The sequence below is a fragment of the Rhodoferax sp. genome, assembly GCF_044236835.1.
Lineage (GTDB): Bacteria > Pseudomonadota > Gammaproteobacteria > Burkholderiales > Burkholderiaceae_C > Allorhodoferax.
Genome location: NZ_JBIIGC010000004.1, coordinates 1 through 16,232 on the forward strand (window position 1 = coordinate 1; position 16,232 = coordinate 16,232).

At 63.5% G+C, this 16,232-nt stretch carries 10 protein-coding genes; 5 read left to right on the top strand and 5 right to left on the bottom strand.

The features are described from left to right. Positions 1-854, bottom strand: an 854-nt coding sequence (locus ACILRC_RS04165; protein WP_395668092.1) for a DEAD/DEAH box helicase, incomplete at its 3' end; no start/stop codon positions are given. A gap of 300 nt (positions 855-1,154) precedes the next feature. Here ACILRC_RS04165 and ettA point away from each other — a divergent pair. The 4 genes from ettA to ACILRC_RS04185 are packed head-to-tail and all read left to right on the top strand — an operon-like array spanning position 1,155 to position 11,566. Next, entirely contained in the window at positions 1,155-2,816 is a 1,662-nt protein-coding gene (gene ettA / locus ACILRC_RS04170) for an energy-dependent translational throttle protein EttA (RefSeq protein ID WP_395668093.1), read from the top strand. A gap of 54 nt (positions 2,817-2,870) precedes the next feature. Next, on the top strand, positions 2,871-8,756 hold the full coding sequence (locus ACILRC_RS04175; protein WP_395668094.1) for a PAS domain S-box protein: 5,886 nt from the start codon (positions 2,871-2,873) through the stop codon (positions 8,754-8,756). Between the two features lie 24 nt (positions 8,757-8,780). Next, positions 8,781-9,185, top strand: coding sequence for a response regulator (locus ACILRC_RS04180; RefSeq protein ID WP_395668095.1), 405 nt, complete (start codon positions 8,781-8,783; stop codon positions 9,183-9,185). A gap of 14 nt (positions 9,186-9,199) precedes the next feature. After that, entirely contained in the window at positions 9,200-11,566 is a 2,367-nt protein-coding gene (locus tag ACILRC_RS04185; protein ID WP_395668096.1) for a methyl-accepting chemotaxis protein, read from the top strand. Between the two features lie 111 nt (positions 11,567-11,677). Here ACILRC_RS04185 and ACILRC_RS04190 read toward each other — a convergent pair whose 3' ends face one another. Continuing rightward, entirely contained in the window at positions 11,678-12,196 is a 519-nt protein-coding gene (locus tag ACILRC_RS04190) for a flavin reductase family protein (RefSeq protein ID WP_395668097.1), read from the bottom strand. Between the two features lie 96 nt (positions 12,197-12,292). On the opposite strand from ACILRC_RS04190, the gene ACILRC_RS04195 reads away from it, so the two are divergent. After that, the gene (locus ACILRC_RS04195; RefSeq protein ID WP_395668098.1) at positions 12,293-13,135 is read left to right on the top strand and encodes a M14 family zinc carboxypeptidase; all 843 of its coding nucleotides are present in this window, start codon (positions 12,293-12,295) and stop codon (positions 13,133-13,135) included. A 12-nt stretch (positions 13,136-13,147) separates the two neighbouring features. On the opposite strand, the gene ACILRC_RS04200 is transcribed toward ACILRC_RS04195, so the two are convergent. Genes ACILRC_RS04200 through ACILRC_RS04210 form a run of 3 tightly spaced genes read right to left on the bottom strand, consistent with a single transcriptional unit; the run spans position 13,148 to position 16,224 of the window. Then, positions 13,148-13,891: an amino acid ABC transporter ATP-binding protein gene (locus ACILRC_RS04200; protein ID WP_395668099.1), complete on the bottom strand. Its 744-nt coding sequence runs from the start codon at positions 13,889-13,891 to the stop codon at positions 13,148-13,150. 33 nt (positions 13,892-13,924) lie between these two features. Then, positions 13,925-15,025 carry an amino acid ABC transporter permease gene (locus ACILRC_RS04205; RefSeq protein WP_395668100.1) on the bottom strand — a complete coding sequence of 367 codons (1,101 nt, stop codon included), beginning with the start codon at positions 15,023-15,025 and terminating at the stop codon, positions 13,925-13,927. 23 nt (positions 15,026-15,048) lie between these two features. Next, a complete protein-coding gene (locus tag ACILRC_RS04210; protein WP_395668101.1) occupies positions 15,049-16,224 on the bottom strand; it encodes an amino acid ABC transporter permease in 1,176 nt (391 codons plus the stop codon). Positions 16,225-16,232 lie beyond the last annotated feature (8 nt).

A 16,232-nucleotide genomic window follows, 5' to 3' on the forward strand; every position in this document is an offset into this window, starting at 1 on the left:
GCTGCCTGGCTCTTGTTGCCGTGCAGCGCCATGGCGCTGATGCCGTTCTTCTCCAAAAACTCGGCCACGTTGTTGGCGCCGAACTTGGTGCGGGTGAACACTAGCACCTGGCTCCAGTTGTGCTGCTGGATGATGTGCGCCAAGAGCGCCTTTTTCTTACCCCGCCCGACAGGGTGGATGACCTGGGTGATGCGCTGCACCGTGGTGTTGCGCGGCGTGACCTGCACGCTTTGCGGGTTCTTGAGCAGGTTGTTGGCGAGGTCGCGGATCTCGTCGCTGAAGGTGGCGGAGAACAGCAGGCTTTGCTTGTCTTTGGGCACCAGGGCCAGGACCTTTTTGACGTCGTGGATGAAGCCCATGTCGAGCATGCGGTCGGCCTCGTCGAGCACCAGAATTTGCACTTGCCCCAAGTCCAGCATGCCTTGCTGTTGCAGGTCCAGCAGCCGCCCGGGGGTGGCCACCAAAATGTCCACGCCCTTTTTGAGCTTGGAAATCTGCGGGTTCATGCCCACCCCGCCAAAGATCACGGTGGAGCTCAGTTGCAGGTACTTGCCGTAGGTGCGAATCGATTCTTCGACCTGGGCCGCCAGTTCCCGGGTGGGGGTGAGCACCAGGGCGCGGATGCCGGTGCCGCCAAGCTTGTTTTGCGCGCTGCGGGCCATGGAGAGGCGGTGCAGCAAGGGCAGGGTGAACGCGGCGGTTTTGCCGGTGCCGGTCTGGGCGCCGCCCAAGAGGTCGTGGCCGGCCATGACCAGGGGGATGGCCTGTGCCTGGATGGCGGTGGGGGTCTCGTAGCCTTCTTCACGCACGGCTTTCAAAATGGCCGGGGCCAGTTGGAGTTCTTCAAATTTCATGGATGGTGTCGCCCGTTCCGGGGCGCTGGGTACCGGCCGTTCCGACTGCGCAAGGCAGCCGGTCAGTCAAAGGCAGATGGATTCAAAAGGTGGGCGCAATGCGGGACTGGGCCCCCAGCATGGTGCTGGCATTGCGGGCAACTGAAGCGCCGCAATGCGCTGGATTGTCGCACGGTCTCCTGTGACGTTTGTCACGGGGGCGTGCCAGCGCGCTTGCGCCACTGCGCACGCCATGGGTCGAATGCTTGCGCGCGCGCCGATAATGCCAACTTTTCGGTTGACCCAACAAGAAACTCCGCCATGGCCCAATACGTTTTTTCCATGAACCGCGTCGGCAAGATCGTGCCGCCCAAGCGGCAGATACTCAAAGACATTTCCCTCTCGTTTTTCCCTGGCGCCAAGATCGGCGTGTTGGGCACCAACGGTTCGGGCAAGTCGACCTTGCTCAAGATCATGGCCGGGCTCGACAAGGAGATCGAGGGCGAGGCCATCCCGATGCCGGGCCTCAACATCGGCTACCTGCCGCAGGAGCCCAAGCTGGACCCGAACCAGACGGTGCGCGAAAGTGTCGAAGCCGCCATGGGCAAGGTGTTCAGCGCCAAGGCCCGTCTGGAAGAGGTGTATGCCGCCTACGGCGCAGAGGATGCCGACTTCGACGCACTGGCTGCCGAGCAGGCTGAGCTGGAGGCCATCATCGCCACCGCTGGCACCGATTCCGAGCACCAGCTGGAGATCGCCGCCGACGCGCTGCGCCTGCCGCCCTGGGACGCCAACATCGGCGTGCTCTCGGGCGGCGAAAAGCGCCGCGTGGCGCTGTGCCGCTTGCTGCTGTCCAAGCCCGACATGCTGTTGTTGGACGAACCGACCAACCACTTGGACGCCGAATCGGTGGACTGGCTGGAGCAGTTTTTGCAACGCTACCCCGGCACGGTGGTCGCCATCACCCACGACCGTTACTTCTTGGACAACGCCGCCGAATGGATTTTGGAGCTCGACCGCGGCTCTGGCATTCCCTACAAGGGCAACTACAGCGACTGGCTGAGCCAGAAGCAGGCCCGCTTGGAGGCCGAGCAAAAGGGCGAAGAGTCCCGCGCCAAAGCCTTGAAGAAGGAACTGGAGTGGTCGCGTCAGAACCCCAAGGCCCGCCAAGCCAAGAGCAAGGCCCGACTGGCCCGCTTTGAAGAGCTGTCCGACTTTGAATACCAAAAGCGCAACGAGACCAATGAAATCTTCATCCCCGTGGCCGACCGCCTGGGTAATGAAGTCATCGAGTTCGTGAACGTGACCAAGTCCTTTGGCGACCGGGTGCTGATCGACAACCTCAGCTTCAAGGTGCCTGCGGGCGCCATCGTGGGCATCATCGGGCCCAACGGCGCGGGCAAGTCCACACTGTTCAAGATGATTGCCGGGCGCGAAAAGCCGGACTCGGGCGAGGTCAAGATCGGCTCCACGGTGAAGATGGCCTTTGTGGACCAGAACCGCGACGACCTGGCCAACGACAAGACGGTGTGGGAAGACGTCTCGGGCGGCCTGGACATCATCAACGTGGGCAAGTTCCAGATGGCCAGCCGCGCCTACTGCGGCCGCTTCAATTTCAATGGCGGCGACCAGCAAAAGCGCGTGGGCACGCTCTCGGGCGGCGAACGCGGGCGCTTGCACCTGGCCAAGACGCTGATTGCCGGTGGCAACGTGCTGATGCTGGACGAGCCCTCCAACGACCTGGATGTGGAAACCCTGCGCGCCCTGGAAGACGCGCTGCTGGAGTTTGCCGGTACCCTGATGGTGATCAGCCACGACCGCTGGTTCCTGGACCGCATTGCCACCCACATCCTGGCTTGTGAGGGTGACAGCCAGTGGACCTTTTTTGACGGCAACTACCAGGAGTACGAGGCCGACAAGAAGAGGCGTCTGGGTGAAGAGGGCGCCAAGCCCAAGCGGATGCGCTACAAGGCCCTCAAGTAACACCGGGTTGACGCACAACAGCCCCACCATGTGTTGTCAGGCTTCCCGGCTGGTATGAGCAAGGCAGCGCGCGCAACTGCCGGTGCATGGTTGCTGGGCGCGAGCGCGGTACCAGCTGCCAACACCCATAGCGCAAGTCCGGAGGCTGTGGGTTCCTTTGCCCAGATGGCCGCGCTGGCACTGGGACCCTTGTGGATCGGGGGCGTGTTTTTGCTTGCAGCGTGGATGGTGCAATACCGCAGGCGCAAGCGGCGAGGCATGGGCCGAGCCTCGCTGCAGGTGCACAAAAGAGCCACTGGCTGGGCGTTAGGGACCGCCGCGTTGGGCGCGGCGCTGACCTTGGTGCTGGCAGACGATGCGCGACTGGAGGCCTACCGTGACGCGCAGCGCTACTTCCAGCAGCAGGTGGAGCGTGCGCAAAATGCCCTATCGCAAGAGGTGGTGGCGCTGGCCAAGCCCTTGGGTGGCATGCGCGGGGCTTTTGCCATCGACGGCTCGGTATCGCGTCAAGAATTTGCTGCGATGGTGGATGCGCTTGATCTGCCCCGCAACTACCCCGGCATCCGTGGCATTGGCTTTGTAGAGCGGGTGACGCCGTCGGCATTGGAAACCTACTTGGCTCGCCAGGAGCGCATCGATGGGCAAGCAGCCACGATGCGCCCGGTGCTGGGTAACTTGCCCGAGCCGCTGGATGCGCATTTTCGGGTTCAGCACATCGAACCCCTCGCGGCCAACGGCCAGGAAGTGGGGCTGGACTTCGCCTCCGAGCCCAGGCGCCGCGCGGCGATGCGGGCGGCACTGCAATCGGGCGAGCCTTCGATGACGCGCAAAACCGCGTTGGCCATTGATCCCCTGCATCGCCCGGGGTTCCTGGTGTTTGTGCCGGTGTACCGGGCGGGTTCGGAGCGCCAGCCCATCGGCTTGACATTTGCGCCGGTGGTCTGGGCGGAGCTGATGGCCAGCAGCCCGGCGCATGACGATTTGTTGGTGAAAAAGCAGATTTTTGACGGCCCGAACTTCCAGACCGCCGAGCTTCTCTACGACAGCGATTTTCCAACCGGCAAGCAGGGTGACTTTGCTGGTCAGCGTGGCCCGCGCAACGCGCTGTTTGCCGAGGTCCGTTCGGTGCGTCTGTTTGACCAGGTGGTCTATGTGCGGGTGTCTTCCGCGCCGGCCTTCGAATCGGGGTTGGACCGGCGTTCGCACTTGATGCGCGCGCTCGCTGGTGGTTTGCTCAGTGGCTTGGCGGCGCTGGTGGTGTGGCTGCTCATTGCGGGACGCAGCCGGGCCGAGCGCTTGGCCCGCAGCATGACGGCCGACCTGGACCGGCTGGCGATGGTGGCCAAGCGCACCACCAACGCGGTGATCATGACCGATGCGCAGCAGCGCATCACCTGGGTCAACGAGGGCTTTACCCGCATCACCGGATACGGCTTGGACGAGGTCATTGGGCGGGTGCCTGGGCACTTCTTGCAGTCCGAGCGCACCGATAAAGCGGTGGCACGGGCGATTGGGGAAGACTTGCGCGCCCTGCGGGTTTCGCGCCACATGATCCAGAACCGCCACAAGGACGGACACCACTACTGGCTGGACATCGAGATCCAGCCCGTGCTGCGAGCCGATGGCAGCCTGGGCGGTTTCATGGCGATGGAGAGCGACGTCACCACCGAGGTGGAGGCCCGTGAGGCCTTGGCCCGGGAGACCGAGCGTGCCCACACGATCCTGGAGGGGACCGGTGTGGGCACCTGGGAGACCAACATGGTCACCGGTGAGTCGCAGTGGAGTGACCGTTGGGGTTCGATGATGGGGTATGCACGCCACGAGGTGGTGCCCAACGCCGCGGTGTTCTGGCGCACGGTGTTGCACCCCGATGACCTCAAACGGGTGGAGAACGCCACCAAGCTGTGCAACGCGGGCACCACCGACGGTTATGCCTGCGAGGTGCGGGTACGCCACCAGGACGGAAGCTGGATGTGGATCCTGACCCGCGCCAAGGTGATGTCGCGGCTGCCTGATGGTCGCGTCGAATGGCTGGGTGGCATTCAAACCGACATTACCGAGTCCAAGCGCACGGAACTCAATTTGCGCGATGTGGAGGCCTCCTTGGGCCGGGCGGGGCAGCTCTCGGGGGTCGGCGCGTGGGAGATTGAGCTGCAAAGTGGCGCGATCATTTGGAGCGACCAAACCTGCGCCATCTACGGTGTGCCACCTGGTCACCGGCCCACCATGGAGGAGATGCTGGCGTTTTATCCCGAGCATGCGCGGCTGGCCCTGGTGGCCGCGATGGACCGCGCCAAAGAGCGTGGACTGAGTTGGGACCTGACCACCGAAATGGTCGACGCCGACGGCGAGCCGCGCTGGGTACGTACCTACGGCGACGTGGAGTTCAATGACAGCGGCCCGGTGCGCTTGGTGGGCGCGTTCCAAGACGTGACCCAAGACCGCAAGACCCAACTCCAAATGCAACGCAGCGCCGCTTTGTTGCGCGGCGCCATCGACGCCATCAATGAGGCCTTTGTGGTTTACGACCCGCAAGACCGGCTGGTGTTTTGCAACGACAAGTACCGCGCGCTGTACGCCGAGTCGGCCGAGTTCATGACCGAGGGCGCCAGCTTCGAGAGCATTCTGCGTGGCGGCCTCTCCAAGGGGCAGTACGCGGCGGCGGTGGGGCGCGAAGAGGCCTGGCTGGCCGAGCGACTGGCTCAGCACCGCGCGGGCAACATCACGCTGGAGCAGCAGCTTGCAGATGGCCGTTGGCTCAAGGTGGTGGAGCGCAAGATGGCCGACGGGCACATCGTGGGCTTTCGGGTGGATGTCACCTCACTCAAAGAAGCGACTGCGCGGGCCGAGTCGGTCGGACAGTCCCTGGCCCTGGAACAGCGCCGCCTGCGCAGCATTTTGGAGGGCACCAACGTTGGTACCTGGGAGTGGATCATCGACACAGGCGCAGTCACGTTCAATGACCGCTGGGCCGAGATCGCGGGCTACACCTTGGACGAACTCGCGCCCATTGACATCAACACCTGGATTGCCCTCTCGCACCCCGACGATTTGCTGCGTTCCAACGAACGGCTCCAGGCGCACTTCGATAACCGCTCCGAGTTTTACGAGTGCGAAGTGCGCATGCGCCACAAAGACGGCCACTGGGTCTGGGCGCTCGACCGCGGGCGCGTGTCTGAGCGCACGCCCGAGGGCAAGCCCATCAGCATGTCGGGCACCCACATGGACATCTCGGAGCGCAAGCGGGCCGAACAGTCGCTCGCCGAGACCTCGGCCATGCTGCAAAACGTGCTGGACTCGGCGGTCAATGTGGGCATCGTCAGCGCCGGGCTGGACCGGGTGGTGCGGGTATTCAACAAGGGTGCAGAAAACTTGCTGGGCTACTTTGCGCACGAAGTCGTGGGCCACAGAAGCAGCAGCCTGTTCTTCGACATGGGCGAGCTCAACGCGCTGCGCAAGACCCTGGAGCTGCAACAGGGGCGTAACCCGACCATGCACGAGGTGTTTGAGCATGTGGTGAGCATCCGCGAGCAGCAGGAATGGACCTTTGTTCGCCAGAACGGCGAGCGCTTCCGGGGCAGCCTGATCGTGTCGCCCATGCGGGACGCTGCCGGGCAGACACTGGGCCACCTGGCCATCCTCTACGACATCTCGAAGCAAAAGGAGGTGGAGGCCTCTCTGCGCCAGGCGATGGTGCTGGCCGAGCAGTCCAACGTGGCCAAGAGCCAGTTCCTGGCCAACATGAGCCACGAAATTCGCACGCCCATGAATGCGGTCTTGGGCATGTTGCAACTGCTGGGTACCACCGCGCTGGACAGCCGCCAGGGCGACTATGTCCAAAAGGCCGACGGCGCAGCGCGTTCGCTGTTGGGCTTGCTCAACGACATCTTGGACTTCTCCAAGGTGGAGGCGGGCAAGATGCAACTGGCCCACGAAGAGTTTTCCATGGCCGCGCTGCACGATGAGCTGTCGGTCATTCTGGCTTCCAACCTGGGCGACAAGCCGGTGGACCTGGTGTTCGAGGTGGACCCGGCAATTCCGGATGCGCTGCTGGGCGACTCGCTGCGCATCAAGCAGGTGCTGATCAACCTGGCGGGCAATGCAGTCAAGTTCACCGCGCAGGGCCATGTGGTGGTGCGTTGGGCACTGCTCGAGCGTGGCCCGGAGGCGGTGCGCTTGCATGTCTCGGTACGCGACACCGGCATTGGCATTGCCCCGGAGAACCAGGCCCGCATTTTTGAGGCCTTCACCCAGGCCGAGGCCAACACCACCCGGCGCTTCGGCGGTACCGGCCTGGGACTGGTCATTTGCACCCGACTGATCCGGATGATGGGTGGCGAGATCGTGCTGCACAGCGCGGTGGGGCAGGGCAGCACCTTCAGTTTCGAGTTGGTATTGGCGGTGCCCAAGACGCAGCCCATGCTGATCGCCGCTGCCCCTGCCCAGGCGGTGGCGCGGCGTGTGCTGGTGGTAGACGACAACCCTGTGGCCTTGGCCAGCAGCGTGTCCATGGCGCAGTCGCTGGGTTGGACCGTGGCCCAGGCGCAGACCCTGCCCCAGGCCTTGGAGGTACTGCGCCAGGGGTTGGCCGACGGCCAAGGCCCCTGGGACGCGGTGCTGATCGATGCGCGCCTGCAGGGTGCCAGTGCCGCCGAGTCCGTGGACCTGATGCGCCAGGCGTTGATCCCAAGCCCGCAAACCAAGTTCCTGGTGCTGGGTGCGCAAAGCGACCGGCAGGCACAGCAGGGGTCCGGTGTGTCGCCATTCGATGGTGTGTTGGTCAGGCCGCTGACGGCGCGCATGCTGGCGCATTCTGTGGATATGGCGCAGCAAAGCAAGGCTTCGCCATCAGGGCAAGCCGCTCAGACCTCGGCCCAGGTCGCGCCGAGCGCCCGCCGTGTGCTCGACGGCATGCGCATCTTGCTGGTGGAAGACAACCCGATCAATCAGCAAGTGGCCAGCGAGTTGCTGCGCACCCAAGGCGCTGAGGTCACGGTGGCTGACAACGGCGCGCTGGGCCTGCAGGCCATTGCACAGGCCCAGCCCCTGTTCGACGCGGTGCTGATGGACTTGCAAATGCCGGAAATGGATGGCCTGACCGCTGCACGATTGCTGCGGCAGGATGCGCGCTTCCAGTCCTTACCAGTGGTGGCCATGACGGCCAACGCCATGGCCAGCGACCGGCAAGCGTGCTTGGAAGCCGGCATGAACGACCATGTAGGCAAGCCCTTCGATCTGCACGACTTGGTGAACACGCTGGTACGGGTGACGCAATGGGCTCCAGTTGCGGCAGGAGACGCTTGGGTTCTGGCCGCGCCCAGTGCTGCGCCCAAAGCGCCATCGCGGGTGTGGCCAGCGGGCTTGGACATCGACCGTGCGCTGGCGCGCATGGGTGGCAACGATGCCGTGCTGCTGCAATCCATTGCCGCGTTTGTGGCCGATGCAGCGACCGTCTGTGATCGGGTAGCGCAGCAGTTGTCGCAAGGCGACCCAGCGGCCGCCACACGCACCCTGCATTCCCTCAAAGGCTTGGCCGCCACCCTGGGCGCGGGTGGGCTGGCCGCGCTCGCGGCGGACGCGGAAAAGGCGCTTGCAGGTGCGCTCGGTGCAGCCCACATCGACGCGTTGCTACAGCAGATTGCGCGCAGCTTGGCCGAGGTGCTGCCCGCGCTGCAATCGGTGGCCGTACAGCTGGGTGGCGCGCGCGAGGTGTCCGACGGCCCCCCACCTGCATCGGCGCTGCCGGCCTTGCACACTTTGCTCCAAGCCCTGCAGGAAGGCGATATGACCGCGCTGGAACTCCATGCCGAACTGCGCCCGCACATCCCGGCCCTGTGGGCCGGCTGGATGGCGCCGCTGGACGCTGCCCTGGCCGAGCTGGAGTTGGAGTTGGCTGCGGTAGAGTGCGAAAAACTGATCACCCTGGTGACTGCCACATAAATTTGCATTGGGAGATGTACTGCCATGACCGAGACCGTCCGGCCCCGCCTCTCTACACCGCGCGCCATGAAAGTGCTGGTGGTGGAGGACAACATCATCAACCAGCGCTTGGTGGTCGGACTCTTGTCCAACCTGGGGCACACCGGCGTGGTCGTGGGCGACGGCGAGAAGGCCTTGCGCGCTCTGGCCAAACTCAAGTTTGACGTGGTGCTAATGGACGTGATGATGCCGGTGATGGACGGCCTGGCCGCCCTGCGTGCGATCCGCGATAACGAGCAAGTTCAAGGCGGCCATCTGCCCATCATCATGGTCACTTCGCACGACGAGCCCGGCGATGCGGCACGCTTCAAAAAGTCTGGTGCCGACGGCTACCTACCCAAACCCATCAGCGTGGACCAGCTTCAACTGGAGCTGGCACGCTTTGCATGAACTGCTTGCCCACCATGCGCACCCTCTCCGAATCCCATGCCCTGAACGTTTTGCTGGCCCCCGGTGTGGCGCTGATGCAGCGCCTGAAGATGCCGGTGAAGTTGTCGGTGATGGTTTTTTTGTTGGTGATCCCCCTGTTTTTGGCGGGTGGGTTCTTGCTGCATGCGCGCTTCAACGACCACCAGGTGGCGGCGTCCCAGGTGCAAGGCGCGCTGGCGGTGGATCTGCTCAGCGCGGTGGTGACCGAGGTGCAGCAGCACCGCAGTGCAGTCCAGTCGATCGACCTGCCAGGCATGCGCGAGCGACACAGCGAAACCGTGCAGCGCCTGCGGGCCACCACCGAGGCGCTGGACGCATTCGTGCAGGCCTCGCCAGAGCTGCGCCTGGGTGCGGATTGGCCAGCTGTGCTGCGGTCATTGCAATCGATCGCCAGCGCGCCGCCCAGCACCGACCTGCCCGCAAGTTTCCAAAGCGACACTGCCACCGTGCAGCGTCTGCGGGTGATGGTGATGCTGGCGGCACAGCATTCGTCCTTGGTGTTTGGCGGCAACTCCGAGGTGGCGCTGCTGCAAGATGTGCTCACCGACCACGCGGTGCTGTGGACCGAGGCGCTTGGAAAGTCGCAGGCGCTGGGTACGCGCTGGTACGGCGATGCATCGGGCAGCGCGGCCACAGGGGCGTGGCTGCTCGCGCTTGCGGACAACCTGGACGACGCGGCCGACACCGTGGACCAGAACCTGGCTGCCATGCTCGATGCCAGTGTGAGCCAACTGCCTGAGCGTGCCCGTGAGTCGGTGCAGGCCACCCGCGCCTTGTCCGCGTGGATGCGCGCGCAGGCCGGTAAGCCCGCCTCGGCGGACGCACAAACCACGTTCATGCGGCTCAGTGACGTGGCCTTGCAGGACATGCGGACTTTTCGTTCGTCGACCTCGCAGCAACTCATTGGCGTGCTGCAGCAACGCCAAACCGTGCTGGCGCGCCAGATCGCACTGTTGTTTGGTCTGGCCCTGGCGGGCTTGGTTTTGGTGCTGTACTTGAGTGTGTGCTTTTCGATTGCAACGCTCAAAAGCATCGAAACGCTGCACTTTGCCATCGCCGAGGGCACCCGTGGCAACCTGGCCACCCATGTCAACGTGCCGGGACGCGATGAGATGGCGCTGATCAGCCAGGAGTTTGAGGGGATGCTGGGCGTGCTGTCCGCGCTGGTGGCCGACGTGCGCAGCGCATCGGCCATGGTCACCCATGTCGGTGCCCAACTGGTGCAAGACGGGCACTCGCTGTCGCAGCGCACCCAATCGCAGGCCGTGAGCCTGGAGGAGGCCGCCACCAATGTGGCCCGCGTGAGCGACACGGTGGCGCGCAATTCGGAAGCCGCGCAGGAGGTCAGCATGATGACCAAGAGCCTGCACGCCGAGGCCGGCAATGCGGGCAGCAAGATGGCCAAAACCGTGGGCGGTATGGCGGCGTTGCAAACCACCTCGCAACGTATGCGCGACATCATCAGCACCATCGACGGCATCGCATTCCAAACCAATTTGCTGGCGCTCAACGCTGCGGTGGAGGCGGCGCGTGCAGGCGAGCAGGGCAAGGGTTTTGCGGTGGTCGCAGCCGAAGTGCGCAGCCTGGCGCGGCGCAGCCAGGGCGCAGCTGCCGAGGTACGCAACTTGATTGCTGAATCGTCATCGCGGGTGACCGAGACGGTCTCCGAGATCGAGGCCATCAGCGCCTTGATGACCAGCTTGGTGGCAGGCATTTCGGAGATCGCTCAGAACGTGGAGACCATGGCCGATGGCAGCGCCAAGCAAAGCCTCGCCTTGTCCGAAGTGGTGCAGGCGGTGGGCGACCTGGACCGGGTGACCATCGAAAACTCCGGTTTGGTAGACCGCACTTCGCACCGCTCCAGTCGGCTGATGCAACGCTCCCAAGAGCTGGAAAACGCGGTCACTTACATCAAGCTGCGCCAAGGCACAGCGGACGAGGCGCTGGACATCGTCAATCGCGCCTTGGCCTTGGTGCAGTCGGTCGGCTTTGACGAGGCCTTCAAGGTGTTCCACGACAAAGAGGGCGGCTTTGTGGACCGCGATTTGTATGTGTTTGTGCTGGACCGCGAAGGCGTGTACCGGGTGATCGGCGCCGACATCAAGCGGGTGGGCACCAGCTTGTTTGCCACGCCGGGTGTGGACGCCCAGCAGCTACTTGATGATGCCTGGCGGCGCTGTGGGCAAGGCGGTGGTTGGGTGGAGTACAACATCATCAACCCCGTCACCGGCGATGTGCGGGGGAAGTCCTCCTACGTGATGCCGCTGAGCGACGACTTGCTGATTGGTTGCGGTGCCTACCGCTCCGCCTTGTCCGACAGCGACAGCCGCATCGGTGCGTAAACCGTGGTGTTCAGCCGCTGTGGCGGCGCGTGTGTCACCGGTGTGCCGCAGCAGTTTTGCTTGCGTCCTGCGCCGCAAGGGCACCAGCCGCCAGGTTCTGGGGCGCCAGCTCTATAGCGGGTGCTCCACGTAAAACTTGCCGCCATGGAACAGCAAAGGTGAGGCCGTAGGCTCGTGGGTACAGCGTTCCACCTCGCCCACAAAAATCACATGGTCACCCTCTTCATATCGGCTGCGGTTGAAACACTCAAACGTGGCGGCTGCGCCCACGATGAGCGGTGCGCCGCTGCTGCCCGGGGTCCAGTCAACGCCCGCAAACCGGTCTACCCCTGGGGTTGCAAATTTGCGCGCCAGCGCCTGCTGGTCGGCACTCAGAATATTGATTGCGTAGTGCGAGCCCGTGCGAAACGCATGCAGGCTGCTGGCCGACTGGCTCAGGCTCCACAGCACCAAGGGCGGCGTCATGGAGACCGAGTTAAATGAGTTGGCTGTCAGCCCGACCAGTGCTCCCTCCTCTGTGCGCGCGGTCACGATGGTGACCCCGGTGGCAAACATGCTCAAGGCAGCTCGGAATTCCAGTTTGGTAAAGGGCGGTGAAGCCGCTTGGCGGGGTAGGGTGGTGGGTTGCATCCGTTGAATTTAACCGCATTTGGCACCGCGCCGGCCCGGGGCAAGGTGCCCAGCCCGTCGCATGGCCTTTCCAGGCCCGGAACTTAGAATCCCGCGATGCGCTTTTGCATCCCTGTTGCATCGGTACTGGTGGCCCTGGCAGGCTTGCACAGCGCGCCCGCCACAGCGCGCGCCTGTGCCGAATTCGTGAGGCGTTTGCCCAACGTGTCCCAGCCATTGTGCGAGTCGGCACAGCTGCGCGACACCCAGGCCCGCTCGGTCCAGAACCGCACCCTGTGGGCTCGCGATTTGGGCGTAGAAGATGCTGCCCTGCGTGTGCTGGTGGTAGGGGGCATTCATGGCGATGAGATGTCATCGAGCGCGGTGGTGTTCCACTGGATTCGGCTGGCCGCCAACCCGCCGGCCGACATGCCCCATCCGGTGCACTGGCGCTTCATTCCCAGTCTCAATCCTGACGGCTTGTTGGCCCGACCGCCTAAGCGCGTCAATGCCAATGGCGTGGATCTGAACCGCAATTTCCCCACGCCCAATTGGCACCGCGACGCCACCAACTACTGGGAAAAGCGCACACGGCGCGACCCGCGGCGCTGGCCTGGGCGCCATCCATTGTCCGAGCCGGAGTCGCGTTTCCTGAACGGGCAACTCGACGCCTTCCAGCCGAACTTGATCGTCAGCGTCCACGCACCTTACGGCGTGTTGGACTTTGACGGGCCGTCGGTACCGCCCAGCAAACTGGGGCGTTTGTACCTGGACCAGGTGGGCATTTATCCTGGCTCCTTGGGCAACTACGCCGGCATCCACCGCCGCGTGCCGGTGGTTACCGTGGAGTTGCCCAGTGCTTTGCGCACGCCCTCGGACGCAGAGATGGCCCAGATGTGGACCGACTTGCTGCGCTGGGCCGCTGAGCGGCTCGCGCCAGTTGCCAGCGCAAGCCCTTGACGCGCGCGGCGTTCAGTGGCCGAGGATCTTGGAGAGGAAGTCCCGGCTGCGTTCGTTTTGGGGGTTGTTGAAGAAGTCGTGCGGGTTGTTTTGCTCGACGATTTGCCCCTGGTCCATAAAGATGACGCGGTCGGCCACCGCTTTGGCAAAGCCCATTTCGTGGGTCACGCACAGCATGGTGATGCCTTGGCTGGCCATTTCGATCATGACGTCAAGCACTTCCTTGATCATCTCGGGATCGAGCGCCGAGGTGGGCTCATCGAACAGCATGATCTTGGGCTTGAGGCACAGCGCCCGGGCAATCGCCACCCGCTGTTGCTGTCCACCAGAGAGTTGCAGAGGGTACTTGGTAGCCTGCTCTGCGATGCGCACCCGCTTGAGCTGCTCCATGGCTTTTTCTTCGGCGTCTTTCTTGGGCATTTTGCCCACCCACATGGGCGACAGCGTCAGGTTCTCCAGCACTGTGAGGTGCGGAAACAGGTTGAACTGCTGAAACACCATGCCCACTTTTTTGCGCACATCGTCGATGGCTTTGACGTCGTCGGAGAGTTCCACGCCGTCGACAAACAGGTGGCCTTGCTGGTGTTCTTCAAGCCGGTTGATGCAGCGAATCAGGGTCGATTTGCCGGAGCCCGACGGGCCGCACACCACGATGCGCTCGCCGGTTTTCACTTGCAAATCGATGTCGCGCAGCACATGAAAATTGTTGCCGTACCACTTGTTGACTTTGTCGAAGGTAATGATGTTTTCAGACATGGGAGGGGTCCGTGTAAAAGGGGGACGGGGCGCTTAGCGCAGCTTGCTTTTGTTGACTTGCTTTTCGATCCACAGGCTGTAGCGCGACATCGAGAAGCAAAAAATGAAGTAAATCAGGGCGATGAACAGGTAGCCCTCGATCTTGAACGGGCGCCAGTTGGCGTCCGAGTTCAGGGCCAGGCTCATCGCGCCGGTGAGCTCGTACAGGCTCACGATGGTGACCAACGAGGTGTCCTTGAAGGTCGAGATGAAGTTGTTCATGATGCCCGGCACCACCATCGCCAAGGCCTGCGGCAGCACGATCTTGCGTTGGGTTTGCCAGTACGACAGGCCCAAGGTGGCCGCTGCCTCAACTTGGCCTTTGGGTACTGCCTGCAGGCCGCCGCGAATCACTTCGGCCATGTAGGCGGCAGCAAACAGCGTGATGCCCGCCAGCACCCGCACCAGCACGTCGATGCTGAAGCCCTGCGGCATCAAGAGCGGGAACATGAAAGACGCCATGAACAGCACCGAAATCAGCGGCACGCCGCGGATCAGCTCCACATAGATGGTGCAAACGCTGCGAATCGCCGGCAGCGAGGAGCGGCGCCCCAGCGCCACCACCAAGGCAATCGGGAAGGCCATGGACATGGACAGCGACGCCAACAGAATGGTCAGCGGCAGACCGCCCCAGCGGTCGGTCTCCACCTTGGTCAGGCCGAACACGTCGCCATACATCAGGGTGAAGAAAAACGCGAGTACCGCCACCCATGCCAATGCCAGCCAGGGCTTCCAGAAGGCGCGCATGCAGCTCACCACCAGCAGGCTGAGCAAGGCGGTGGTGGCGATCAGCGAGCGCCACTGTTCCTCAAACGGGTAGCGGCCAAAAATGATGATGCGGAACTTTTCGTACACCACGCCCCAGCAGGCGCCAGCAGCGGCCTGGCAGGCATCGTAGTCCTTGGCGAAGACCGCATTGATGAAGGCCCAGTTGATCAACTGGGGCAGGATGTAAAGCAGCGCCGCGCCTATGACCAGGGTGCCAATGGAGGTGGAGAGCCCGCCAAACAGGTTGGTGCGCACCCAGGCCACCAAGCCCTGTGTCTTGATGGGTGCGGGTCGCGCCGCGATCGGTTGGAATGTATTTGCGTTCATAAAAGTAGCCTAGGGTGTGCTGCTTAGCGCTCTTTGATAGCCGAACGCGTGTTGTACCAATTCATGACGACGGAGGTGAACAGCGAGGTGCTCAGGTACACCAGCATGATCACGGCAATGCACTCCACGGCACGCCCGGTCTGGTTGATGGCCGTGTTGGCGATCGACACCACGTCGGGGTAGCCAATGGCCACCGCCAGCGACGAGTTTTTGGTCAGATTGAGGTACTGGTTGGTGACCGGCGGAATGATGACCCGCAGCGCCTGCGGCAGCATCACCAGGCGCATGGACTGGCCGCGGCTCAGGCCCAGGGCGCTGGCTGCTTCCGACTGCCCCAGCGCCACCGACTGGATGCCGCCGCGCACCACCTCGGCGACGAAGGCCGCGGTGTAGACGGTCAGGCCCAACAGCACCGCCAGGTACTCTGGCGTCAGCGCACCACCGTTTTCCACGGCGAACTCGCCTTGCACCGGGCTATTCATGGCGGTGGGTGCACCACCCAGCAACCAACCCAGCAGACCTACGGCAACCACGATCGCCAGCGGCACCCAAAACATGCTGCGCGGGCGCCCGGTTGCCTCAAATGCCCTTTGGGCGCGCCCTCGGTAGAGCACCGCGACCACCACACCCGCAAGCAGCCCCCAGGCGGCCCAGAGGTGGCCTGCGGCCCACACGGGAATAGGAAAATTGAGTCCGCCCTTGCTCAGGAAGATGGAGCCGAGTACCAACGGGTCGCTGGAGTCGGGCAGCAGTTCGGTGAACATCAGGTACCACATCAGCAACTGCAGCAACACCGGGATATTGCGGAAGAACTCCACATACGCCGAGCACAGCCCCCGCACCAGCGCGTTGCGCGAAAACCGGCCCACGCCGATCAGAGTGCCCAGTAGGGTGGTCAACACAATGCCGATCACCGCCACCCGCAAGGTGTTCACAAAGCCCACCAAGTAGGCGCGCCAGTAGGGTTCGGCGGAATCGAACGGGAACAGGCTTTCGCCGATGTCGAACCCGGCGCCACCAAGCATGAAATCAAAGCCGCTTTGGATGCCGCGGGCCTTCATGTTGGTATTGGTGTTGTGGGCCAAATACAGCACCACAGAAACAATCACCGCGACGGTGACCACCTGGTAGATCAAACCGCGAAAGGCCTGGCTGCGCCAGGACCACGATTTCTTGGGGGGGGTGGAGGGTGTGGACATAGAACAAT

Bases quoted from the DNA above. Each gene is read 5' to 3' on its own strand.
- ettA (WP_395668093.1), top strand. From the start codon at position 1,155: ATGGCCCAATACGTTTTTTCCATGAACCGCGTCGGCAAGATCGTGCCG.
- ACILRC_RS04175 (WP_395668094.1), top strand. From the start codon at position 2,871: ATGAGCAAGGCAGCGCGCGCAACTGCCGGTGCATGGTTGCTGGGCGCG.
- ACILRC_RS04180 (WP_395668095.1), top strand. From the start codon at position 8,781: ATGACCGAGACCGTCCGGCCCCGCCTCTCTACACCGCGCGCCATGAAA.
- ACILRC_RS04185 (WP_395668096.1), top strand. From the start codon at position 9,200: ATGCGCACCCTCTCCGAATCCCATGCCCTGAACGTTTTGCTGGCCCCC.
- ACILRC_RS04190 (WP_395668097.1), bottom strand. From the start codon at position 12,196: ATGCAACCCACCACCCTACCCCGCCAAGCGGCTTCACCGCCCTTTACC.
- ACILRC_RS04195 (WP_395668098.1), top strand. From the start codon at position 12,293: ATGCGCTTTTGCATCCCTGTTGCATCGGTACTGGTGGCCCTGGCAGGC.
- ACILRC_RS04200 (WP_395668099.1), bottom strand. From the start codon at position 13,891: ATGTCTGAAAACATCATTACCTTCGACAAAGTCAACAAGTGGTACGGC.
- ACILRC_RS04205 (WP_395668100.1), bottom strand. From the start codon at position 15,025: ATGAACGCAAATACATTCCAACCGATCGCGGCGCGACCCGCACCCATC.
- ACILRC_RS04210 (WP_395668101.1), bottom strand. From the start codon at position 16,224: ATGTCCACACCCTCCACCCCCCCCAAGAAATCGTGGTCCTGGCGCAGC.